Here is a 23,939-nt window from a genome sequence, read left to right on the forward strand (position 1 = left end):
ATGTTGCCGCGCAACAAGGATTTTCAAGATAAGTCACGTGGCCGTTGACTCCACTGTCAAGCGGATATACGTTCTGCCGCAGTGACCCGCCGCCTCCCCCCAATGGCGGCGGGATACGCAGACGAGGCGTTGTGTGAAGTGAAAAGCTCCCAGATGCCACAAGATCATTCATATGATCGTCCAGAGCGGCCGTTCCCCCCGCCGGCCCCGGATTCACCGAGGCTCGTCACGCCCCTGAGCTTCCAGCAGGAACTGCTGTGGCCGGACGGCGGCCGGCGCCCGGTGCGCGCCGCCGTCCGCGTCCGGGGGCCGTTCCGGGCGGACCGGTTGCGCGGCGCCGTCGCCGAACTCGTCTGGCGGCACGAGATCCTGCGGACCACCTGTCGCGAGGTCGACGGACGGCCGCGCCAGGAGACGCATCCGGCCACCACGGCCACCACGGCCGCCGCGGTCACCGTCTCCGCGAGCGCCGCCGAGGCGGCCGCCGGGGCCCGCGAACCGTTCGACCTGGGGCGGCTCCCCCTGGTGCGCTGGACGGTCACCCGCCTCGGTCCCGAAGACCACGAGATCGTCCTGGAGGCGCATCCCGCGATCCTGGACGGCCGCTGCGCGGTGCTCCTGCTCCGGCAGGCAGCCGCCCTGTACGGCGGCGGCGAGCACGAGGACGCCGGGGCCGCCGGGGCCGCCGCGGCACCGCGCGTCCAGTACGGCGACTACGCGGTCTGGCAACGCGACTCCCTTTCCTCACCGGCGATGCGCGCCCGGCTCGCCCGCCTGCGCCGCGTGCTCGCCGATCCGCCACCGCCCCTGGACCTGCCGGGCCGTTCCCCGGACACCGGATCCGCACCCGGCGCGGACGGCGCACCCGGCGCACCCGGCGCGGGCGGCGCACCCGGCGCACCCGGCGCGGACGGCACGGGCGGTGGGCCGGGCGCCGGGTACGGGCTCGTGACCGAGGAACTGCCCGCCGGGCTCATGGACGCGCTCAGGGAGTTCGGGAGGGCCGGGGGAACGAGCCCGTTCGCCGTCGCGTTCGCCGGGTTCGCCGCGCTCCTGCACCGTTACAGCGGCGCGACGGACCTCTGCGTGACCACGCCGTGGCCCAAGGCGCCCCCGGAAGACGTGCCGGGCCTGCTGGGCGCCTTCACCGACCCGGTCGCGCTGCGCTGCGACCTCGGCGGCGATCCGCCGTTCCGCGAGCTGGCCCGACGGGCCGGAGCGGCGGTCGGGGAGGCGCGCGGCACCCGCCACTACCCCTACTACGAACTGGCCCGCCTCCTGACCCGGCGCGGCAGGGGCACGCTCGCGCAGGCGACGTTCACGCTGGAGGACACCGCCCCCGCCGACCTGGCCCCCCTCCGCTTCGGGGACGCCGCCGGGACGTTCGCCGGGCCGGTCATCGAACCCGCGGGCACCGCCCTCAACGTCCTCATGACCCCGGACGCCCTGCTCTGGGAGTACGACCGGGCCGCCTTCGACGGCGCCATGGCCGGGTGGATGGCGCACGCCCACGCGGTCCTCCTGCGCGCGGCCCTCGCCGCGCCCTCGACCCGGCTCTCGCGGCTGCCGCTCCTGGGAGGCGCGCGGCGGGGGCGCGTCGTGGACGAGCTGAGCGGGCGCCGGGCCGCGCCGCGACCCAGCGCCGAGGAGACCGCGCCGGTGCACGTCCTGGTCGGCGAGCAGGCCCGCCGTACGCCCTCGGCGGTGGCACTGAGCGAGGGCGGCCGGAGCCTCACCTACGGCGACCTGGACGCGTACGCAGGCCGTGTCGCCGCCGGCCTCCTCCGGCTCGGCACCCGCCCCGAGCAGGTGGTGGGCGTGCTGCTCCCGCGCGGCGCCGACCTCGCCGTCGCCGAGCTGGGCGTGCTGAAGAGCGGCGCCGCCTACCTGCCGCTGGACCCGGACCATCCGGCCGAGCGGCTGGCGTTCCTGTGCCGCGACGCCGGCGTCGCGCACGTGGTCACGGCCGGCGGCCACGCGTCCCGCGTCCCCGCGGGCACGCGGGCGCTCACCCTGGAGGACGTGCTCGGCGGCCCCTCCCCCGAGGACGCCCCGCCCGCCGCCGAGCCCTCACCGCACGACCTCGCCTACGTGATGTACACCTCCGGTTCCACGGGGAGGCCGAAGGGCGTCGCGGTCGAGCACGGAGCGCTGGCCAACTTCACCCGCTGGTACCGGACCGAGTACGGGCTGGCCCCCGGCGACCGGCAGGCGATGGTCAACGCGGCCGGGTTCGACGCCTCGGTCATCGACCTGTGGCCCGCCCTCACCGCCGGCGCCGGGGTGCGGGTGGCCGACCCCGGCACCCGGCTGTCCCCGGACCGGCTCCGGGCGTGGCTGATCGCCGAGCGGATCGCCTCGGTCTTCCTCACCACCGCCCTCGCCGAGCCGCTGCTGGCGCTGAGCTGGCCCGGCGACGTCCGCCTGCGGGTGCTCCAGACGGGCGGGGAGGTGTTCCGCGCCCGCCCCGATCCCGCGCTGCCGTTCCGGGTGGACCTGGCCTACGGCCCGACCGAGGGCACCGTCTTCACCACCGTGGGGACCATCGCGCCCGCCGCCGGTCCGGCCCGTGCCGGTGCGCCGCCCGGCGCACCCCCCGACACGCCACCCGGTGCGCCGCCCGACATCGGCGTGCCCATAGCGGGCGCCGTCGTCCACGTCCTGGACGAGGCGATGCGGCCCGTCCCCCCAGGGGTGCGCGGGGAGCTGTACCTGGGCGGCCCCGGGCTCGCCCGCGGTTACCTGGCCCGGCCGGCGCTCACGGCCGAACGGTTCGTGCCCGACCCGTTCACCGCCGGGCCCGGCGGGCGCCTCTACCGGACCGGTGACGTGGTGCGGTTGCGGCCGGACGGCAGGCTCGACTTCGTCGGCCGCACGGACGCCCAGGTGAAGCTGCGCGGCAACCGGATCGAGCCGGGCGAGATCGAGTCGGTGCTGTGCCGCCATCCCGCGATCGGGCGGGCGCATGTCGCGGTCCGCGACGACGGCCCCGGCGGCGACCGGCGGCTGGTCGCCTACCTGGTGGCGCGCGACGGGCAGGAGACGCCCGCGTCCGCGGAGGTCCGCCGCCATCTGGAACGCGACCTGCCCGCGTTCATGATCCCCTCGACGCTCGTCCCGCTCGACCGGCTCCCGCTGACCGCCAACGGCAAGGTCGACGCCGCCGCCCTGCCCGCCCCCGGGCCGCCGGCGGGCGCCGAGCCGGACGGGCCGGCCGGAGCGCGCGAGCCGCCGGTCACGCCGACCGAGGATCTCGTCGCCGGGATCTGGTCGGCCGTCCTCGGCCTGCCCGAGGTCGGCGTCGCCGACAACTTCTTCGACCTGGGCGGGCACTCGCTGCTCGTCCACCAGGTCCGCGAACGCCTCGTCGAACGGCTCGGGCACGGCCCGCCGATCCTCGACTTCTTCCAGTACCCGACCGTCCGCGCCCTGGCCCGGCACATCGACGGCGGGCCACGGGACGGCGCCGCGGCCGGCGCCGCGGCCGATCGTTCCGGGGCGCGGGCACCGGACGGGCGCCGCCGGGGCCTCGCCCGCCTGGAGCGGCGGCGCGCACGGCGCACGGACACGGAGGGGACGGAGTGAACGCGGTCGGCGAGCCCGGCGACCCGGGCGAGGAGGCCGCGCACATCGCGGTCATCGGGCTGGCCTGCCGGTTCCCGGGGGCGGCCGGTCCCGAGGAGTTCTGGGACAACCTCGTGCGCGGCGTCGACGCGGTCGCCCGCCTGCCCGAACGGCCCGTCCCGGGCGGCTCGGGCGAGCGGTACGTCCCGGCGGGCGGCTTCCTGCGGGACCCCGAGTGGTTCGACGCCGGGTACTTCGGCTACTCGCCGCGCGAGGCCAGGATCGTCGACCCGCAGCACCGGGTGTTCCTGGAGTGCGCGGTCGAGGCGCTGGAGGACGCGGGCTGCGACCCCGCGCGCTTCCCCGGCGTCATCGGCGTCTACGCGGGCGGCACCGACACCTCCTACGCCGCGCTCCTGCGGTCCCGGCGGGACGCCCTGCCCTCGGTGTCGGACTGGGAGATCCGGCTCTCCACCGGCCTGGACTTCCTGACCTCGCGCGCCGCGTACAAGCTGGGGCTGCGCGGGCCCGCCGTCACCGTGCGGGCCGCGTGCGCCACGTCCCTGGTCGCGGTGCACATGGCCGTCCAGGGGCTGCTGGCGGGCGACTGCGACCTCGCGCTCGCGGGCGGGGTGACGGTGCGGTTCCCGGCCGAGCCCGGCGCGTACGCCGAGGGCGGGATCCTGTCCCCCGACGGCGCGTGCCGCACGTTCGACGCCGGCGCGAGCGGGATCGTCGGCGGCGACGGCGCGGGCCTGGTGGCGCTCAGACGGCTCCCCGAGGCGCTGGCCGCCGGCGACCCGGTGCGCGCGGTGATCCGCGGCTCGGCGGTGAACAACGACGGCGCGGACCGGATCGGGTACACCGCGCCCGGTGTCGAGGGGCAGGCCGCCGTGATCCGCGCGGCGCAGGAGGTCGCGGACGTCGACCCCGCGTCGGTCGGCTACGTCGAGGCGCACGGCACCGCCACGCCGATCGGCGACCCGATCGAGGTCGCCGCCCTCACCCTGGCCTTCAGCGCCACCACCACCGGGCGGGACGGGCCCTGCGCGCTCGGGTCGGTGAAGACCAACATCGGGCACACCGACGCGGCGGCGGGCGCGGCCGGGCTCATCAAGACCGTCATGGCGCTGGAACGCGGCCTCATCCCGCCGAGCCTGCACTTCACCGAGCCGAACCCGGGGATCGACTTCGCGTCCGTCCCGTTCGAGGTCGTCACGCGGACCGTCGAGTGGCGGCCTCGGGGGCCGCGGCGGGCAGGGGTGAGCTCGTTCGGCATGGGCGGCACGAACGCGCACGTCGTCCTCGAGCAGGCCCCGCCTCCCCCGCCGGTCGCCCCGGGCCGCCCCTGGCAGCTCCTCGTGCTGTCGGCGAAGAGCCCCGCCGCCCTGGACGCGGTGACGGAACGGCTCGCCGCCCACCTGCGCGCCCGTCCCGGCGTCCCGCTGGCCGACGTGGCCTGGACGCTGCAGACGGGCCGTGCCGAGCACCCGTTCCGCCGCCACGCGGTCGTCGGCGGCGCCGCCGACGCGGTCCGCGTCCTCGAAGGCCGGGCCGGTGACCGCCTGCGCACCGCCGGGGAGCCCGCCCGGCCCCGGCCCGTCACGCTCGCCTTCCCGGGGACCACGACCCGGCGCCTCCCGGGGGAGCCGCGGTTCCTCCGCCTCGTGGCCGAGTGCCTGGCCGCCGCGCCGCCGATGACGTTCACGCCCAGCGTGCACGACGGCCTCATGGCGTTCGCCCAGGAGTACGCGCTGGCGCGGCTGCTGGCCTCGTGGGGGATCGTCCCGGACGCCGTGCGGGGCGAGGGCGCCGGCGCGCTGACCGCGGCGGCGGTCGCCGGGGTCCTCCCGCTGGCCGACGCCGCCCGGCTCGTGGCCGAACGGGCGCGCGCCCTCCAGGACGGCCGGGCCGGGCCCGGCGGCGCGAGGGACTTCGCGGCCCTGGCCCAGGAGGTCCCGCTCCGCCGCCCGGAGATCCCGCTGCTGTGCGACCTGACCGGGCGCCCCCTCCCCGCCGGGGCGCCCGGCGGTCACGGCGACCACGCGGTGGCCGCCGTGACCGCGGAACCGGGCCGCGCGACCGCCGAGGCCGCGGCGCTGGCGGTGGCCGGACGGCTGTGGGCGGCCGGGACGCCGGTCGGCTGGGAGGCCGTCCACGCCGGGGCGCGCCGGGCCCGGACACCGCTGCCGGTGTACCCGTTCGAGCGGCGCCGGTACGCGGTCGACCCGGCCGAGCCCGCCGCCCCCGCCGCCCCTGCCGCCCCTGCCGCCCCGGCGAACGGCGCCGCGAGCGGGGCGGGCGTCGCCGCCGGGCCCGTGAACGGCGCGGCAGATGCGGACGCGGACGCGGACGTGGGCGAGGTCGTCCGGCGCCTCTTCGCCGAGATGCTCGGCCTCGACCGGCTCGATCCGGACGAGAGCTTCTTCGACCTCGGCGGCGACTCGCTGGTCGCGACGCAGTTCCTCGTCCGGATCCGCAAGATCTTCCCGGTGGACGTCGTGCTGCGGTCGATGTTCGAGGCGCCGACCGCGAACGCGTTCGCCGCGCTCGTCGAGGCGCGGATGACCGGCCCGGCCGCCGGCCCGGACGGGAGCGGGCGATGACCCGGCCGGCCGGTCCGGGCGCGGCCGGCGCGGGCCGCGCCGCGCCCGGCGGAGCGTGGCTCGTCGGCCGGCCGCCCCGCGCGGAGGCGGAGGTGTCGCTGTACTGCTTCCCGCACGCCGGGGGCACGCCCGGCGAGTTCGTGCGCTGGTCCGAGGACCTCCCGGGCGTGCGGGTCCGCGCGGTGCAGCCGCCCGGCCGCGCCTCCCGGCTCTTCGAGCCCCCTCTCCACCGGATGGCGGACCTGGTCGAGGCGATCGTCGCGGCGATCGGAACGGAGACGGCGGGGCGGGAGGAACGCGTCGCGTTCGCCGGCCACAGCCTCGGCGCCCTCGTCGCGTTCGAGGTCGCGCGGACGATGGAGGCGCGCGGCGTCCCCGGGCCGGACCGGCTCGTCGTGTCGGCCTGCCCCGCCCCGCCGGAGGCGGTGCCGCCGGGCGGCGTCCTGCACCTGCTGCCCGACCTGGAACTGCTGCGGGAGATCGGGCGGCGCTGGGGCCCGCTCCCGGAGGAGATCCGTGCCGACCCGGACCTGCTGGCGTACACCCTGCGCGGGTTCCGGGCCGATCTGGAGGCCCTCGAAACGTACCGGTACGTCCCCGGGCCCCCGGCGCGGTGCGGGATCGTCGCGATCGGCGGCACCGGCGATCCGGCGGCGGCGCGCATGGACCGCTGGAGCGCGCACACCGCCGGACCGTTCGCGCTGCACACCTTGCCCGGCGGCCACTTCTACTTCCGGGACCGGCGGCACGAGACGCTGCGGCTCCTGCACGCCGCGATCACCGGACCCGGCCCATGAGGCCGCGAACACCGGAAGGGACAGCCCAGATGAAACGGATAGGCGTGGTCGGCGCGGGCACCATGGGCACCGGCGTCGCGCAGCTCTTCGCGTCCGGGGGCCACGAGGTCGTGCTCGTCGACGTCGTGGCGTCCGCGCTGGACCGGGCCCGGGAGGAGATCGCGCGGGGCGTCCGGCTCATGCCCCTCCTGCGTCCCGCCGAGCCGCGCCGCGACCCCGGCGAGGTGACCGGGCGCATCAGGTTCACCACCGACCTGGAGGAGCTGCGGGCGGCCGACTGCGTCGTGGAGAACGTCACCGAGAAGTGGGAGGTCAAGCGACCCCTCTACGCCGACCTGGACCGGATCTGCCCGCCCGGCGCGGTCCTCGGCGTGAACACCTCCGCGATGCCGATCACGCGGATCGCCTCGCTCACCGGCCGGCCCGCCGACGTCGTGGGCGCCCACTTCATGAACCCGGCACCGCTCAAGCCGACCGTCGAGGTCATCCGGGGCTTCCACACCTCGGACGGGACCGTCGAGCGGTTCCGCGCCCTGCTCGCCGGCGTCGGGAAGGGCTGCGTCGTGGTCGGGGACTCGCCGGGGTTCGTGACCAACCGCGTCATGATGCTCACGGTCAACGAGGCGATGTTCCTCCTGCGGGAGGGCGTCGCGTCCGCCGGGGACGTCGACCGGCTGTTCAAGGAGTGCTTCGGGCACGCGATGGGCCCGCTGGAGACGGCCGACCTCATCGGGCTCGACACCGTCCTGTACTCGCTGGAGGTCCTCTACGACGACCTCAACGAATCCAAGTACCGGCCCTGCCCGCTGCTGCGCACGATGGTCGACGCCGGGCTGCTCGGCCGCAAGTCGGGGCGGGGCTTCCACAGCTACGAGGAGGTCCGATGACCGATGCCGAACGGGAGACGGTGCGCGCGTTCATCTCCCGGCACGTCCACGACCTGAAGGTCGGCGACGACGAGGACCTGTTCGCGACCGGGTACGTCAACTCGCTGTTCGCGGTGCAGCTCGTCATGTGGATCGAGCGGACGTTCGACGTGCCGCTGGAGGGCACCGACCTCGACTTCGCCAACATCCGCTCGGTGTCGGCGATCGGTGCGTTCGTCGACCGCAAGCGGGAGGCCCTGGCCGGAGGTGGCGGGTGGACTTCGACCTGAGCCCCGAGCAGCGCGAGCTGAGGCGCGCGACGATCGCGTTCGCCCGGAGCGAGCTGGGGGCCGCGGCCGCCGACGACGACCGGGAGTCGCGCTTCCCCGCGCGCGACTGGGCGCGGTGCGCCGAGCACGGCGTGCTCGGCTGGCCGGTGCCCGCCCGGTACGGCGGCCGCGGCCTCGACCCGCTCAGCACGATGATCGCCCTGGAGGCGCTCGGCTACGGCTGCCGCGACAACGGCCTGGTGTTCGCCGTCAACAACCACCTGTGGGGATGCGCCGTCTACCTGCTGCTGCACGGGACCGAGGAGCAGAAGACCCGCTACCTCAAGCCCATGTGCGACGGCGCCCTGGTCGGCGCGCACGCCCTCTCCGAGCCCGAGGCCGGGTCCGACGTGCTCGGCCTGCGCACGACCGCGGTCCGCGACGGCGACCACTACGTCCTCGACGGGACGAAGTGGTTCGTCAGCAACGGCCCGGTCGCCGACGTCTTCGTCGTGCTCGCCCGGACGGGCGGCGAGACGGGCGGCGCGGCGGGCGGCGGCGCGGGCCGCGGCCGTGCCCAGGACGCGCTCTCGGCGTTCCTCGTCACGGCCGACCTGCCCGGCGTCCACCGGACCCGCGAGTTCACCAAGCTGGGGCTGAGGAGCACCCCCATGGGCGCGGTCGAGTTCGACGGCGCCCGCGTCCCGGCCGGGAACCTGCTCGGCCGGGAGGGCTCCGGCTACGCGATCTTCAACGCCACCATCGAGTGGGAACGGGCATTCATGTTCGCCGGCCACCTCGGGGTCATGGAGCGGCTGCTGGAGAGCTCGATCGCGCACGCGTCCTCGCGCCGCCAGTTCGGCCGCGCGATCGGCGGGTTCCAGGCCGTCGCGCACGAGATCGCCGACATGAAGATCCGGCTGGAGCTGGCCCGGCTGATCCTCTACCGGGTCGGATGGCTCAAGCGGGAGCGGCGCCTGGCCCTCCAGGACGCCACGATCGCCAAGATCTTCGTCAGTGAGAGCCTGGTGCGGACGGCGATGGCGGCGGTGCAGGTGCACGGCGCCCGCGGCTACCTGAACGGATACGACCTCGAACGCGAGCTGCGCGACGCCCTCGGCGGGCCGATCTTCGCCGGGACGTCGGCGGTGCAGCGCGGCATCCTCGCCGAGCTGCTCGGGCTGAGCGGCGTCCTGTCCGGCGCCCCGGAAGGCGGGTGAGCCCATGGGCACGGCCGGGGCCGTCACCTACCGGATCGCGCTGGACCCGCCCGTACCTCGCACCCACGCGAACGAGCTGTCCACCCGGGTGTTCTTCGTGTCCGAGGCGATCCGCGACTTCGCGCTCGTCCCGTCCGAGAGCCCGTCCGCGAGCCCGTCCGGAGGCGGTTCCGGAGGCGAGGCGGGCATCGGCGCGGTGCGGGTCACCGTGGACGAGGGGACCGACCTGGACGACCTGGCCCGCAAGGTCCGCTTCGTCGTGGCGAACGACGTCCTGCGGCAGCGGCGGCCCGAGCCGAAGGTGGTGTGGCGCGGGACCGCGGACGGGACGGTCCGGGACGTCTTCGACGACCTGCGCGGGCGGGGGGCCGTCTGGGAGGCCGGGGAGGGGCAGATCGGCGTCGGCGAGCCCGTCCTGTCCCTGATGGACCGGCTGGACGGTCGGATCCGCGCGCTCGTCGCGGCGGAGTTCGGGGCCGAGGAGCACCGCTACCCGACCCTGATCCCGACCTCCGCGATGCGGCGCTGCGGCTACCTCCGGTCGTTCCCGCAGCTCACGATGTTCGTGGCGCGGCTGCACGGGGACGTGGACACCTACCGGACCTTCCTGGACGAGCTCGCCGCCGGTGCCGACCCGTCCGGCGCGCTGCGCTCGCACGCCGGGGACGCCGACCACTGCCTGCCGCCGACCATGTGCTTCCACACCTACCACCGGTTCGCCGACGCGCCGCTGCCGGGCGGTGCGGCCACGGTCACCGCGCGCGGCAAGTCGTTCCGGTACGAGGCCCGGTACCGCAGGTCGCTGGAACGGCTGTGGGACTTCACCATCCGGGAGGTCGTCCTGCTCGGCCCCCGCGACCGGGTGCTCGCGGACCGCCGCCGCCTGATGGAACGCGCCTGGGACCTCATGGACGACCTCGGCCTCGGCGGCCGGTGCGAGGTCGCCGGCGATCCGTTCTTCGCCGACGCCGGCACGGCCGAGCGCGTCTGGTCGCAGCACCTGCTGGAGCTGAAGTACGAGCTGAGGCTGCCGCTGGACGGCGACCGGGACGTGGCGGTGGCCTCGTTCAACTTCCACGACCGGTTCTTCGGCGAGTCGTTCGGCATCGGCGGCGCGGACGGGCCGGTGCACACCTCCTGCGCGGGGTTCGGGCTGGAACGCCTCGCCTACGCGTTCCTGTGCCGGCACGGCGCGGACCCGGCGCGCTGGCCCGCCCGGGTACGGAAGGCGGTGGAGGGGTGAGGCCCCGGCTGTACGCGGTCTCGGCCGCCGGCCCGCAGGAGCTGGAGCAGGAGGTCAAGGACCTGGCGGAGAGCCTGGAGACGGGCGCGGAGGTGCCGCGCAGGCCCCGCCACCTGCCGTTCCGCCGCGCCGTCGTCGCCGACGACCCGGCCGGGGCGGCGCGGCTGCTGCGCGAGGCGGGGCCTGGCGGGACGCACGGCCCGGACGGCCCCGGCGGCGGCGCGGCGAGCATCGTGTTCATGTTCTCGGGGGTGGGTGACCAGTACCCGGGGATGGCCTCCGGCCTGTACCGCCACGTGCCGCGCTTCCGCGCGGAGCTCGACCGGTGCCTGGACCTCCTGCGCGCCGCGACGGGCACCGACCTGCGCGAGGTCCTCTATCCCGGAGGGCCCGGCGAGCCCGGCGGCGGCCCTGGAGGCGGGCCCGGGGGCGGGCCCCGCGCGCCCGACCTGGCCGCGCTGTTCGACCGGCGGGCCTCCGTCCAGGAGATCCACCGGACGCGTGTCGCCCAGCCGCTGGCCTTCGCCACGCAGTACGCCCTCGCCCGGACCCTGGTCGCGCTCGGCGTCATGCCGTCGGCGCTGATCGGCTACAGCGTCGGCGAGTACGTCGCGGCGTGCCTGGCGGGCGTGATGCGTCCCGGCGACGCGCTCGGACTGATCGCCCACCGCGCCCGCCTGGTGGACGGGCTCCCTCCCGGCGCCATGCTCGCCGTCATGGCGGCCCCCGAGGCGGTGCTCCCCCGCCTGGGTGAGGACGGCGTCTCGGTCGCCGCGTTCGACGGCCCGCGCCTGACCGTCCTGGCCGGGCCGCCGGACGCCGTCGAGCGCGTGGCGGGCCGCCTGGCGGACGCGGAGATCGCCTGCCGCCGCCTGGCGACCGGCCACGCCTTCCATTCCCCGCTGATGGCGCCCGTCGAGGAACCCCTCCGCGAGGCGCTGGCCGCGATCCCGCTGCGCCCGCCCGCGATCCCCTTCCCGTCGAACGTGACCGGCACCTGGATCACCGGCGCGGAGGCGGCCGACCCCGCGTACTGGGCCCGCCATCTCAGCACGCCCCTCCGGTTCGCCGAGGCGCTGGGCCGGATATCCGATCTCCCCCGCCCCGTCACCGTCGAGCTCGGCCCCGGTCGCACGCTGACCGGCCTGGCCTCCCACGAGGGTCCCAAGCTGCGCACGATCCCGGGCGTGTTCGAGAGCCGGACCGACCTGCGGCTCACGCTCACCGCCCTCGCCCGCCTCTGGGAGGCCGGCACCGACCTGGACTGGTCCGGGCTCCAGGAGCTGTCATGACCGACCTCACCGGCCGGAACGCCCTGGTCACCGGGGCGGCGCGCGGCATCGGGCGGGCCGTCGCCGAGCGGCTCGCCGCGGCCGGGGCGTGCGTCACCGTCCACTACCGCACCAGCGAGGAGGACGCGCGCGCGACCCTCGCCGCCATCGAGCGCGCCGGGGGCCGCGGCTCCCTCGTCCGGGCGGACCTCGGCACGGACGAGGGGCTGGACGACCTGTTCGCCGGGCTCGGCACCGGCCGCCTCGACATCGTCGTCAACAACGCGTCGATGATGAGCCGGGGCCGTGACCGGATCGAGCCGGGCGAGTTCGACCGGCTGTTCGCGGTCAACGTCCGCGCGCCGTTCTTCGTCGTCCAGCGCGCGCTGCCGCTCATGCCGGACGGGGGCCGCGTCGTCAACATCTCCTCGGGCGCCACCCGCATCGCGCTGCGCGACTTCGCGTACGCCATGTCCAAGGGCGCCACCGAGGTGATGGGACGCGTCCTGGCCAACGTCCTGGGCGAACGGGGCATCACCGTCAACACGGTGGCGCCCGGCCTCACCGCGAGCGCCATGACCGGCTGGCTCGCCGACCCCGAGGCGGCCTCGGCGGTCGGCCGGGTCACCGCGCTGGGCCGGATCGGGCGGCCCGCCGACATCGCCGGCGTCGTCGCCTTCCTCGCCTCCGACGAGGCCCGCTGGATCACGGGCCAGGTCATCGACGTCAGCGGCGGCCTGTGGCTCGGCCCGCGCGGTGAGGGGAATCCCTGGCTGTCCCTCAGGCGGGGGACGGCCGGCCCGGGGTGACACCGGCCCGGCGCGCGACGCGGACGTCGATGACGTCCTCCAGCGCGCCGGCGAGCAGGTCCACATCGCTCTCGGTCGCGACCAGCGGGGGCGCGAAGCGCACGGTCGAGCCGTGGGTGTCCTTGGCCAGCACCCCCCGGCGCATGAGCCCTTCGCAGGCCTCGCGTCCGGTCATCAGCTCGGGGTCGATGTCCACGCCGGCCCAGAGGCCGCGGACGCGGACCGCCTGGACCCCGCCGCCGACCAGGGCGCCCAGCCGGTTCGCGAGCCGGTCGCCGAGGACGCGCGCACGTTCCTGGAACTCCCCCGTGGCCAGCATGCCGACGACCTCGTGGCCGATCGCGGCGGCCAGCGGGTTCCCGCCGAAGGTGGACCCGTGCGTTCCGGGCTTCACCAGCCCGAGGACGCCGTCGTCGGCGGCGACCGCCGAGACCGGATACAGCCCGCCGCCCAGCGCCTTGCCCAGCACGTAGACGTCCGGGGCGACGTCCTCGTGGTCGCAGGCGAAGGTGCGCCCGGTACGTGCCAGACCGGACTGGATCTCGTCGGCGACCATCAGCACGCCCCGTTCCGTGCACAGGGCGCGCAGTTCCTGGAGGAAGCCGGGCGGGGGCAGCACGACGCCGCCCTCGCCCTGGACCGGTTCGAAGAGCACCGCCACGACGGTGTCGTCGAGCGCGTCCGCGACGGCCTCGATGTCGCCGTAGGGAACGGACGCGAACCCGGGGGTGAACGGGCCGTAGTCGGCGCTGGCCAGCTCGTCGTCGGAGAAGCCGACGATCGTCGTGGTGCGCCCGTGGAAGTTCCCGCGCATGGTCAGGATGGTGGCCCGGCCCGGCTCGACGCCCTTGGCCAGGTAGCCCCACTTCCGGCTGACCTTGATGGCCGTCTCGACGGCCTCCGCCCCGCTGTTCATCGGCAGGACCCGGTCCTTGCCGGTCAGCTCGGCCAGGGCCTGGGAGAACGGGCCCAGCTGGTCGTTGTAGAACGCGCGGCTCGTGAGGGTCAGGCGCTCGATCTGCTCCTGGGCCCGGCGGACCAGCCGGGGATGGCGGTGCCCGAAGTTGAGCGCCGAGTAGCCGGCGAGGCAGTCGAGGTAGCGGCGCCCCTCGACATCGGTCACCCAGGCCCCGTCGCCCGACGCCAGGACGACCGGCAGCGGGTGGTAGTTGCGCGCCGCGTACCGCTCGGTCTGCTCGATGTGCGCGGCGGAGGGCACCACGTCGCTGACGTCGTACGCGGTCATGCCCGCACCTCTCCACGATTCCCGTTCATCCCGCCTGCCTTCCGTGCGTTCGCGGCCGGTCCGGCGTCTCCGGCACGCCGGGCCGGACCGAAATCTCAAGTTCATACTGTGCGATACAGGGCTATCATGTAATGCACATTTCAGACAAGGGATGTAACGCACGTTTCACGACAGAGTCGATTTTGCTAGCCTTGAAACATGAATCAGGACCCCGGCGAGTACGCGTCCGTCCAGAGGCTGCTGCTCACCACGATGGACGAGCTCAGCAACGGTGAGCGCAAGGTGGCGCGAGCACTGCTCGCCCAGTACCCCGCCGCCGGGCTCACGACGGTGGCCGATCTGGCCGCGTCCGCCGGCGTGAGCCCGCCGACCGTCGTCCGGTTCGTCACCCGGCTCGGCTTCGGCGGCTTCCCGGCGTTCCAGCGCGCGCTGGTCCACGAGCTCAACGGCGAGCGCGGCTCCCCCCTCAAGCAGTACGCGGAGAAGGCGTCCCGCTCCGGCCAGGGGATACTGCCCGAGACCCGCCAGGCGTTCGCGGACATGCTCCAGGCGACCTACGACGAGGTTCCCGAGTCCGAGTTCGCGGCGCTGGTGAAGATGCTCTGCGACCCCGGCCGGGACGTCCGCGTCGCGGGCGGGCGGTTCAGCAGGCTGGTGGCCGAGTACCTCGTCGTCCACCTGTGGCTGCTGCGCGACGGCGTCCAGCTGGTCGGCACCGACGAGATGGACCGGCGGCGGACCATCGCCGACGCCGGCCCGGGCACCGTGTTCCTGATGTACGACTACCGCCGCTACAGCCAGGGCAGCCTCCGCCTCGCCGAGGGGATGGCCGAGCGCGGCGCCACCGTGTGCCTCATGACCGACAACTGGCTCTCCCCCATCGCCAAGCTGGCCAAGGTCGTCCTGCCGGTCCGGGTGGAGTCCGCGTCCGCGTTCGACTCGCTCGTGGCGGCCATGGCGCTGAGCGAGAGCGTCGTGGCCGCCGTCTCCGAATCGCTGGGCGAGGCAGGCAAGAAGCGGCTCGAACTGGTCGAGGAGTCGCTCGCCCCCGAGTGAGCCTCCCGCTGAGCCGACGTCCCGCGGGTGCCGGCCTGAGCGGCGGGACCGCTCAGGCCGGCACCCGCGCCCCCTCCTCCGGCGCCTTCTCGCCCGGCGAGCCCCCGGCGCCCCGCCGCGCCCGCCGGGCCCGGCTCGGAAGACAGATCTCGCGGACGCCCATCAGGCCGAGCGGCGCCTTGACCAGCACGACCAGCAGGACCGCCGCCAGGATCAGGTCGGCGACCCCGGCCGGGAGCGGGCTGCCCCCGGTGAACTGGCCGTCCTGGAGCCGCCGCAGGAACTCCTGAAGGACGCTGACCACCAGGGCGCCGATCACCGCGCCGCTGAGCGACAGGTAACCCCCAAGGACGATCATCACGATGAACGCGAAGGTGGCGCTGAGGAAGAACGCGCTGACGTTGAACGACATCAGGAAGCCCGCGTAGAGCGATCCGGCGACGCCGCACAGGAAGGCGCTGATGACCCAGGCGATCGCCCGGTGCCGGCCCACGGCGACACCGGAGGCCACCGCCGCCCAGTGATCCTCGCGGGCGGCCTGGAGCTGCAGCCCGCTGCGGGACCTCCGGTACGCCCAGGACACGACGATGGCCAGCGCCGCGAACGCCAGCGCGAGCCCGACCGTCGTGTTCCGGGGGATCCCGATCATGCTCGACGAGCCCCGGGTCACCGCGGTCCAGCCGTTGAGCACGTTGTAGACGATGATCAGCAGGGCCAGCGTCGCGATGCCGGACTGGAGTCCGCTCAGCCGCGCCACGACCGGTGCCGTGACCACGCCCAGGACCAGGGCGGCGGCGCCGCTGAGCAGGACGGCCGGGAGGAAGCCCGCCTGCGCCTGCGCCAGGAAGCCCAGGCCGCCGGGCAGGTCCGGGAACAGCACCGTCTTGAGCCCCACGGGGATGGTCAGGTAGGCGGTGGCGTAGGCACCGACCGCCATGAACGCGACGTGCCCGAACGACATCACCCCCGAGTTCCCGGTGAAGGCCGACTGCCCGGCCACGAAGACCACGGAGACGAGCGCGACGATCGACACCCGCGTCACCGTCGGCCCGGCCACCGAGCCGACCAGCGCGATCAGCGCGGTGAGGCCGATCAGCAGGACCGGGGTCTGCGCCGACCGCAGGAGTGAGCCGGACATCTTCATGACACACGCACCTTCGCTCCGGAGAGAAGGCCCTGGGGACGGACGACCAGGACGAGGATCACCGCGGTGAAGAGGAAGGCGTCGCGGAAGGCGATGAGGCCCGTCGGCAGGACCGTCTCCAGCAGCGTGGTCGCGGCGCCGAGGAGGAAGCCCCCGAGCGCGGCCCCGCGCAGGTTGCTCATGCCGCCGACCACGGCTCCGACGACGCCGACCAGCATGGGCTGCAGGCCCATCTCGGCCGAGACCGCGCCCTGCCGCCACACCAGGACGATCGCGCTGACCGCGGCCAGCAGGCCGACCACGGCGAAGGCGCAGGGGATCACCACGTCGGCGCGCACGCCCAGGCACTTGGCCATCTGGAAGTCCTCCGCCGCGGCGCGCAGCTGGACGCCCAGGCCGGTGCGGCCGAGCAGCAGCGCGACACCGGCCAGGGCCGCCCCGCACAGGACGAGCATCAGCAGGTCCCGGACGCTCACGGACGCGCCGAGGACATCGATGTTGCGGGTGAGGAAACCGGTGGGCGAGACGCCCTGGGCGCGGGGCAGCACCGTCATGCGCGCCAGGCTCTGCACCGCCAGGCTGACCGCGAACGACGCGATCATCAGCGTCACCGGGTCGGCGTCGCGCAGGCGGAAGAAGGCGAGCCGCTCGCTGAGCAGGGACAGGGCCACCGCGAAGACCACCGCCATGCCGACCGCGACCGGCCACGGCTGGTCCCTGAACACGTACATCGCGAACGCCGCGGCCATGATGACCTCGCCGTAGGCGAAGTTCATCAGGCCGAGGATCCCGAAGAGCAGCGCGACACCGATGGTGAGCAGGGCGTACAGGGCGCCCATGCCGACCATGGCCACGAGGAAGTCGACGGACATGACGGCATCACCTGGCTTCCGAGGGGACGAAACCGAGGTAGTCCACGACCGCGGGCAGCTCCCCCAGCTCGGCGGCGGTGCCGCAGCCGAGCACCCTGCCGGGGGCCTGCATCACGTACGAGCGGTCGGACACCTCGAGGGCGCGTACGGCGTTCTGCTCGACCAGGAGGATCGTGACGCCCTCCTCGCGCAGCCGTACGAGCGCGTCGAAGATGAGGTCCACGATGATCGGGGCCAGCCCGAGCGTGGGCTCGTCGAGGAGGAGCAGCCGGGGGCGCAGCAGCAGGGCGCGGGCGATGGCGAGCTGCTGCTGCTCGCCTCCCGACAGCAGGCCGGCGCCCCGGCCCCAGTACTTCCTCAGGACGGGGAACCGTTCGAGTTCGCGCTCGACGTCCTCGGCGACGGCCTTCCTGTCCTTGCGGGCGACGCCGCCGAGCCTCAGGTTCTCCCCCACCGTGAGCTTGGTGAAGATCCCGCGTTCCTCGGGGACGTAGGAGATCCTGTTCCGGACGGTGGAGAACGACCGGCCGCCGGTGGGCGAGCCGTCGAAGCGGATGGTCCCCGAGTGCAGGGGGACCAGGCCCATGACCGCCTTGAGCAGGGTGCTCTTGCCCGCTCCGTTCTGCCCGATCAGGGAGACCAGCTCGCCCTCCCGGACCGTGAGCGAGGCGCCCTGGACGGCCATCACGGACGTGCCGTACTGGACGTAGGCGTTGTCGATGTCCAGGAGCATGTCAGTGCCGCTTCCCGAAGTAGATCTCGATGACCCGCGGATCGCGCCGCACCTCGGCGGGGTCGCCCTCGGCGACGGTCCGCCCGCCGTCCAGGACGTGCAGGCGGTCGCAGGTGTTCATCACCACCGACATGTCGTGCTCGACGAGCAGGACGCCGCAGTCGCGGTCGGTGGCGAAGCCCCGGATCGAGCGGATCAGCTCGACCGCCTCCGACTCGTTCTGCCCCGCCGCCGGCTCGTCGAGCAGCAGGAACCGGGGCCGGCAGGCGAGCGCGCGGGCGATGGCCGTGATGCGGACGCGGCCGGCGGTGAGGTTCTCCGCGCGGCTGCCGGCGACCTCGCCCAGGCCCAGCTCGCCGATGAGCTCGTCGGAGAGCGTCCTGGCACTGCCGCGGCCGAGTCCCGATCCCAGGGCGGCGGCCTCGACGTTCTCCCGGACGGTCAGCCGCGGGAACACCCGGCCGCTCTGGAAGGTGCGGACCACTCCCCTGCGGACCCGCTTGCGCATGGACATCCTGGTCAGGTCGACCTCGTCCAGGTGGATCGTGCCGGCGGAGGCCCTGAGCATGCCGCTGAGCAGGTTCAGCGTCGTCGTCTTGCCCGAGCCGTTGGGGCCGATCAGTCCCACGACCTCGCCGCCGCGCACCTCGATGGACACGCCGTCGACCGCCTTGACGCCGTCGAAGTGGACTGCCCCGCCGGCCATCCGCAGGATGGACGGCCGGCGGGCGGTTGCGACGTCCATGTCAGGCCGCGCAGGAGTTGTCGTCGCCGAGCTTGGGCAGGGACTCGGCGCGCTGCTGCGCGACGTAGGTCATCGCGCCGCCGCCGACGTCGATGACGGTGAGCGGCATGTCGATGATCTTGTGGCAGGTCTTGGAGAAGTACTTGACCTTGCCGATCGGGGTGGTGACCGCCGGGGACGCGACGAGGGCGTCGCGCAGCGCGGGCCCGTCGAGGGAGGACGCGCCCTCCAGCGCCGCGCCGATGGCGCTGACCGCGTTGTAGCCGAGGAGCGCGTAGCTCGACGACGGCTTGGCGCCGTGCTTGGACGCGTAGTTGTTCACGAACGCGTCGAGTTCGGCCGACTTCTGTCCCGTGCAGTACACGTAGCAGGCGAAGGCCGTGTAGTAGACGTCCTTGGTGTTGCCCACGATCTCCAGGAGGGCCTTGCCGTCCAGGGCCGCCGGCCCGACGACCGGGGTCTGGACGCCCGCCTGGCGCAGCTGGCGGATCGCGGTGGCGCCGCCGGGGTTCCAGCTCGCCACGTAGATGAAGTCCGGCTTCGGAGAGGCGTTCTTGAGCCGGAGGATCTGGCTGCTCACGTCGACGTTGTCGCCGCCCGGGAAGGAGTCGGCGCCCACGATCGTGCCGCCCAGGCCCTTGTACGCGGCCTCGAAGTACTTGCCGGCGGACTTGGTGTACTCGATGCTCTTGTCCTGGAGCAGGTAGGCGTTCTTCCAGCCGCGCTTGAACGCCCAGGCCGCGCCGGTCGCGCCCTCCACGTCGCTGCCCGCGTTGGCGGAGAAGACGTAGTCGCCCAGCGTCGTGGTGTTGGCCATCTTGGGGTCGCCGGCGCAGATCGAGATCGCCGGGATCTTCGCGGACTGGGCGACCGTGGCGCCGGGGGCGCTCAGGTCGAAGTCGCAGGGCAGCATGAGCAGGTTGACGCCCTTGGAGATCAGGTCGGTCGCCGCCGTCCCCACCGTGTTCGGGTTGGAGCGCACGTCCTGGCTGATGGTCCTGATCTTCTTGCCGCCCACGCCGCCCGCGGCGTTGATCTCGTCGACGCGCAGCATCGCGGCCTTGCCGGGCTCGACGTCGAACGGCGCCATGTTGCCGCTCTGGGAGAGGGCGAAGCCGACGACGATCTCTTTCTGCGAAGCCGTCCCCGAGCCGCCCGACGAACAGCCCGCGGCCAGGGCGAGAGAGAGGCCGGCCGCCACGGCGGCGGCCGCCCTGCGCCCTGTTTTCGGGCGCGCTGAACTGAACATGTGTCCTACCTAGAGGTGAGAGAGGGGTTCCTGAACTAGCGGGTGGGCGGGGTAGGAGGAGTGGGAGGGGTCAGCCGGCCGCGGCCTGGAGTGCCACGCGGACGCATTCGAGGGTCTTCTCGACGTCCTCCTCGGTCGTCGCCGCGTTGAGCCGGCGGTCTCCCGTGGGGAACGCGGGCTCCAGGACGCCCTGGGCGAGCAGCGACGCGTGGTAACGCGCGTACCGCTCGCCGTCGGACTGCATGGCCTCGCGGAAGTTCGTGGGGAGTTCCCGGCGGAAGTACACGCACCACTCCGAGCCGATGCCGGTCACCGCCGCCTCCACGCCGGTCTCGGCGACGGCCTTCCGGATGCCCTCGCGCATCCGCGCGCCGCGCGCGTACAGCGTGGCGAAGACGTCGTCGGTCTCCATGATCTCGAGGGTCTTGTTCGCGGCGGCGAGAGCGTAGGGCGAGGCGTTGTAGGTCCCGTCGATGGTGGCCCGCTCGGCGGTGTAGGCGCCGAGGTGGCCCATGACGGCGTCCGAGCCCGCGAGCCCGGCCAGGGTGTAGCCGTTGGCGACCGCCTTGCCGAACGCGGTCAGGTCCGGGGTGACCCCGCAGATCGACTGGTAGCCGCCGATGGCGGCGCGGAAGCCGGTCTTGATCTCGTCGAACACGAGCACGACGCCGTCGCGGGTGCACAGCTCGCGCAGCAGTTCGAGGAAGCCGGGGGCGGCCTCGACGCAGCCGAAGCTGTGCACGTACGCCTCGGCGAAGGCCGCGGAAAGCTCGGTCCCGTGCTCGGTGAAGGCGGCGCGGAGGCCGTCGAAGTCGTTCCACTCCACGACGACGACGTCGCCGACGACCGCGGGGTGCAGCCCCGCCCCGTTGGGCGTGTTCAGCGCCGACTCGGGGGTGAGGTCGGAACGGGAACTCCCCACCGCGACGTGGTCGCTCCAGCCGTGGTACGAGCCGTGGAACTTCAGGACCTTCAGGCGGCCGGTGAGGGCGCGGGCGAGGTGCGCCGCGTGCATGGCGGCGTCGGTTCCCGAGGTGCAGAAGGCGACCTTCTGTGCCGACGGCATCACCTCGCAGATCTTCTCCGCGAGCTCGTACTCGCCGCGCTGGGGACCGACGCCGGTGAGGTCGCAGGTGTTCACGGCGGCGAGGACGGCCTCGTTGACGCGCCGGTCTCCGTGCCCCAGCACGATCGGGCCCCACGCGTTGAGGTAGTCGGTGTAGCGGTTGCCGTCCTCGTCCCACAGGTAGGCGCCGGACGCCCGGACGAAGACCTGCTTCCAGCCGACGCGGTGCCCGGAGGAGACGCCCCGGGGCACCACGCTCCGGGCGCGGTCCCACGTCGAGCCCTCCGTCGAGTCCCCCGTCGCAGGGCGTGCCGGCTCACCGGACGCTGTCATGTTCGGCTCCTTGTCGGGTGTCGCGGGACGGTGCGCCGCCGGGTCGTCACGGAGGTCGGCACTGAGGTCGGCACTGAGGTCGGCACTGAGCCGCTCGGCCAGCATGACCACCGGGAGGTGGGTGTTGGCGCTGGGCACCTCCGGCATGATCGACGCGTCGATGACCCAGACGTTCCGCAGCCCGTGGACGCGGCCCCGCTCGTCCACGACCGCGCGGTCGTCGCCGGCGGATCCCATCCGGGCCGTTCCCACCGCGTGGAAGTAGTCCCCGACCGAGGTCGCCAGCCACCGCCGGTAGAAGGCGTCGTCGCGCAGCGCCGACAGCGGGGTGCCGTCGGCGTCGACGAACGCGCGCTCCACGATCTCGGCGAACGGCTCGGTGGCCAGGACCCTCTCCACGTGGGCGAGGGCGTCGCGCATCGCCGTCCGGTCGTGCTCGGTGGACAGCATGTTCTCTTCGATGACCGGCGGCCCCTGGGGGTCGGCGGGGTTCAGCCCGACCTTCCCGGTGGAGGTGACGGTCATGACCGCCGCCATGATGAGGCCGTGGTGGCGCGGGGGGGTTTCGCCCAGGGACCCGTGCATGGGCAGCAGGTGGACGTCACCCGAGCCGACGCTCGAGGAAAGCCGCAGGACGGCGCCGATGCAGGGGGCGCCGGAGGCGGTGGCACGGTACTCCGGCTTGAGGGACAGGAACACCGACGCGGCGGGGTGGTCCTGCAGGCCCGCGCCCAGCCCCGGGCGCTCGTAGCCCTCCGTGCGCATCAGGATCGCGGGCGTCTCGAACGTCCCGGCGCACAGGACGACCTCGTCGGCCTCCAGGCGGGTCCCGTCGCTCAGCAGCACACCGGTGACCGAGTCGCCGTCCAGCAGGAGCCGGTCCACCTTGTGGTCCGCCCGCACGGTGAGGTTCGGACGCTCGCGAGCGGGATCGAGGTAGATCTCGTGGCTGGAGCGGCGCGCGGTGGCGGTGGCGGTGCGCCACAGCGCCCCGCCGCCGTCGTCGGGGGTGTAGGTGTCCACGTCGCCGGGGAGTCCGAGGGCCTTCGCGGCGTCGACGAGCGCGGCGTCGACCGGCGTGTAGTCCGCGCGGTCCGACACGGTCAGCTCCGCCTTGAGCCGGTCGAACCACGGCCGCACCCGTTCCCACGACCAGTACTCCAGGCCGTACTCGCGCGCCCAGCGGTCGTAGTCGCCCGGGAGGCCGGGGAGGGCCAGCATGGCGTTGACCGCGGCCGACCCGCCCACGCCGCGGCCGCGGTGGTACTGGCGCAGCTCGCCACCGTCCAGCCGGGTGGCCATGAGGTCGGTGTGGAACGCCTCGGGCACGCCCATGGCGTCCAGCCAGTTCACCGACGCGAGCGGCGTGACGGCGGCCGTTCCCGCGCGGTCGGGTCCGGACTCGATGAGGGTGACGTGGTTGCCGGGGCTCTCGGTCAGCCTGGCTGCGACGACGCAACCGGCGCTACCGGCGCCCACGACGATGATGTGCGGCATGGAGCGAGACCGTTCTGCTTGGCTGGGAGAGATCGTGACCTGCTGCCCGGGGGGTCAGCCGGCCGGGGGGACGAAGAAGTCGCGGTTCAGGACCATGAGGTCGTGCCGGCCGAGATCGTGCACGCTCGAGCGCCCGATGCCGAACATCGTCTCCCGGATCCCGTTCTTCAGGATCGTGAGCGCGGCGTGGCCGCCGTCCTCGCCCGCGACGGCCAGTCCGTACAGGCAGGCGCGGCCCGCGAAGACGGCCTTGGCGCCGAGCGCCAGCGCCTTGACCACGTCCGAGCCGCGCCGCACTCCCCCGTCGATCATGATGTCGAGCTGGTCGCCCACCGCGTCGAGGACGTCCGGGAGGTAACGCAGGGGTGAGGGGCTGCCGTCGATGTTGTTGCCACCGTGGTTGGACAGCGAGATGGCGTCCGCGCCCAGGTCGACGCAGAGCTTGGCGTCCCTGATCGTGTTGACGCCCTTGACCATGAACGGGCCGCCCCACAGCTCCCGCAGCCACTTCACGTCCGCCCACGTCGGCGGGGGCGTGGCCTCGAACTCCGCCCACGCCTCACCGAAGTAGGGGACGCGGCCGCCGGGCCCGAACAGGTTCGGCACCTTCAGCTCGGGGATGCGCCCGCGGCGCAGGTAGCCGCTGAACCACACGGGGCGCGAGAGGGCCTCGGGAGCCAGTTCCAGCATCGTCCGGAGGTCGAGCCGGCTCGGCGGCGCGGGCGGTACGCCCCAGTCGCGGCGCGGCGTGTGCGACCAGTCCAGGGTGACGATGAGCGCTGCGGCGCCCGCCGCGCGGGCCGCCTCGACGCGGGCCTCGATCTGGTCCCGCGTCCCGACCCAGTACAGCTGGAAGAAGGTCTTCGGGTTCGCCCGGACGACCTCCTCGACGCCGTCCGCGGCCCAGGAGCTCAGGCCCATCGCGGTGCCGGCGCGCGCCGCCGCCCGCGCCATCCCGGCCTCGCCGTCGGGGTGGATCGCCTGCGCGCCCACCGGCGACACCACGACCGGGAAGTCGATGTCGACGCCCAGGATGGTGGTCGTCAGGTCGAACGAGGTGGGACGGTCGAAGATCGTCGGGGAGAAGCCCAGCTCGTCGTAGGCACGCAGATTCTCCCTGAGGGTCCATCCCTGCTCGTTGCCTGCCTTGATCGCGAGCCATACCGCCCGCGGCAGCTTGCGCTTGGCGAGACGCTCCGCCTCGGCAAGGTTCTTGAACCTCACTCTGGTTGCCACTGCCCTTCCTTCCGCTCAGTCGTCCGGGCCCGGCGGGCGTTCCCCGTCCGCGACGGCCCCGGCCTCTCCTGACCGGCCGATCCCGCGCCGACCTGCCCGAACCTAGCGAGTGGCTGC

The 23,939-nt window shown here is 74.1% G+C and carries 18 protein-coding genes; 10 read left to right on the forward strand and 8 right to left on the reverse strand.

All coding sequences use genetic code 11. From position 1 onward, the window contains the following. Positions 1–153 precede the first annotated feature (153 nt). Genes IW256_RS22395 through IW256_RS22435 form a run of 9 tightly spaced genes read left to right on the forward strand, consistent with a single transcriptional unit; the run spans position 154 to position 12,645 of the window. Positions 154–3,585 (forward strand): non-ribosomal peptide synthetase, encoded by a 3,432-nt coding sequence (locus IW256_RS22395; RefSeq protein WP_197012843.1) that lies wholly within the window; start codon positions 154–156, stop codon positions 3,583–3,585. After that, on the forward strand, positions 3,582–6,170 hold the full coding sequence (locus tag IW256_RS42795) for a type I polyketide synthase (protein ID WP_197012844.1): 2,589 nt from the start codon (positions 3,582–3,584) through the stop codon (positions 6,168–6,170). Before IW256_RS22395 ends, IW256_RS42795 begins: the two co-directional genes overlap by 4 nt. Beyond that, positions 6,167–6,967 (forward strand): thioesterase II family protein, encoded by an 801-nt coding sequence (locus tag IW256_RS22405; RefSeq protein WP_197012845.1) that lies wholly within the window; start codon positions 6,167–6,169, stop codon positions 6,965–6,967. The genes IW256_RS42795 and IW256_RS22405 overlap by 4 nt, the downstream gene beginning before the upstream one ends. A 29-nt stretch (positions 6,968–6,996) precedes the next feature. Next, positions 6,997–7,854 (forward strand): 3-hydroxyacyl-CoA dehydrogenase family protein, encoded by an 858-nt coding sequence (locus IW256_RS22410; protein ID WP_197012846.1) that lies wholly within the window; start codon positions 6,997–6,999, stop codon positions 7,852–7,854. Further along, the gene (locus IW256_RS22415) at positions 7,851–8,123 is read left to right on the forward strand and encodes an acyl carrier protein (RefSeq protein ID WP_197012847.1); all 273 of its coding nucleotides are present in this window, start codon (positions 7,851–7,853) and stop codon (positions 8,121–8,123) included. The genes IW256_RS22410 and IW256_RS22415 overlap by 4 nt, the downstream gene beginning before the upstream one ends. Beyond that, positions 8,108–9,322: an acyl-CoA dehydrogenase family protein gene (locus tag IW256_RS22420; RefSeq protein WP_197012848.1), complete on the forward strand. Its 1,215-nt coding sequence runs from the start codon at positions 8,108–8,110 to the stop codon at positions 9,320–9,322. Before IW256_RS22415 ends, IW256_RS22420 begins: the two co-directional genes overlap by 16 nt. A 4-nt stretch (positions 9,323–9,326) precedes the next feature. Next, positions 9,327–10,565, forward strand: a complete 1,239-nt coding sequence (locus tag IW256_RS22425) for a class-II aminoacyl-tRNA synthetase family protein (RefSeq protein WP_197012849.1) — start codon at positions 9,327–9,329, stop codon at positions 10,563–10,565. After that, positions 10,562–11,857, forward strand: a complete 1,296-nt coding sequence (locus tag IW256_RS22430; protein WP_197012850.1) for an acyltransferase domain-containing protein — start codon at positions 10,562–10,564, stop codon at positions 11,855–11,857. The genes IW256_RS22425 and IW256_RS22430 overlap by 4 nt, the downstream gene beginning before the upstream one ends. Then, entirely contained in the window at positions 11,854–12,645 is a 792-nt protein-coding gene (locus IW256_RS22435; RefSeq protein WP_197012851.1) for an SDR family NAD(P)-dependent oxidoreductase, read from the forward strand. The genes IW256_RS22430 and IW256_RS22435 overlap by 4 nt, the downstream gene beginning before the upstream one ends. Here IW256_RS22435 and rocD read toward each other — a convergent pair. Further along, a complete protein-coding gene (gene rocD, locus IW256_RS22440) occupies positions 12,617–13,891 on the reverse strand; it encodes an ornithine--oxo-acid transaminase (protein ID WP_197012852.1) in 1,275 nt (424 codons plus the stop codon). The genes IW256_RS22435 and rocD overlap by 29 nt on opposite strands. Positions 13,892–14,089: 198 nt before the next feature. Between rocD and IW256_RS22445 the strand changes: the two genes are divergently transcribed. Beyond that, positions 14,090–14,947 carry a MurR/RpiR family transcriptional regulator gene (locus IW256_RS22445; protein ID WP_197012853.1) on the forward strand — a complete coding sequence of 286 codons (858 nt, stop codon included), beginning with the start codon at positions 14,090–14,092 and terminating at the stop codon, positions 14,945–14,947. A gap of 52 nt (positions 14,948–14,999) precedes the next feature. On the opposite strand, the gene IW256_RS22450 is transcribed toward IW256_RS22445, so the two are convergent. The 7 genes from IW256_RS22450 to mftD all read right to left on the reverse strand — a co-directional run bounded on the left by IW256_RS22450 (position 15,000) and on the right by mftD (position 23,822). Beyond that, positions 15,000–16,091: a branched-chain amino acid ABC transporter permease gene (locus IW256_RS22450; RefSeq protein WP_197012854.1), complete on the reverse strand. Its 1,092-nt coding sequence runs from the start codon at positions 16,089–16,091 to the stop codon at positions 15,000–15,002. Then, complete coding sequence (locus IW256_RS22455) at positions 16,088–16,963, reverse strand: branched-chain amino acid ABC transporter permease (RefSeq protein ID WP_197012855.1); 876 nt, start codon at positions 16,961–16,963, stop codon at positions 16,088–16,090. The genes IW256_RS22450 and IW256_RS22455 overlap by 4 nt, the downstream gene beginning before the upstream one ends. Positions 16,964–16,970: 7 nt before the next feature. Then, entirely contained in the window at positions 16,971–17,696 is a 726-nt protein-coding gene (locus tag IW256_RS22460; RefSeq protein ID WP_197012856.1) for an ABC transporter ATP-binding protein, read from the reverse strand. A 1-nt stretch (position 17,697) separates the two neighbouring features. Further along, positions 17,698–18,441, reverse strand: coding sequence for an ABC transporter ATP-binding protein (locus IW256_RS22465; protein WP_197012857.1), 744 nt, complete (start codon positions 18,439–18,441; stop codon positions 17,698–17,700). A gap of 1 nt (position 18,442) precedes the next feature. Then, positions 18,443–19,690: an ABC transporter substrate-binding protein gene (locus tag IW256_RS22470; protein ID WP_197012858.1), complete on the reverse strand. Its 1,248-nt coding sequence runs from the start codon at positions 19,688–19,690 to the stop codon at positions 18,443–18,445. Positions 19,691–19,760: 70 nt separating this feature from the next. Next, positions 19,761–22,586, reverse strand: a complete 2,826-nt coding sequence (locus IW256_RS22475) for an aminotransferase class III-fold pyridoxal phosphate-dependent enzyme (protein WP_197012859.1) — start codon at positions 22,584–22,586, stop codon at positions 19,761–19,763. 54 nt (positions 22,587–22,640) lie between these two features. Further along, positions 22,641–23,822, reverse strand: coding sequence for a pre-mycofactocin synthase MftD (gene mftD / locus IW256_RS22480; RefSeq protein ID WP_197012860.1), 1,182 nt, complete (start codon positions 23,820–23,822; stop codon positions 22,641–22,643). Between the last annotated feature and the right edge of the window lie 117 nt (positions 23,823–23,939).

It is taken from the genome of Actinomadura viridis, from assembly GCF_015751755.1.
GTDB classification, from domain to species: domain Bacteria; phylum Actinomycetota; class Actinomycetes; order Streptosporangiales; family Streptosporangiaceae; genus Spirillospora; species Spirillospora viridis.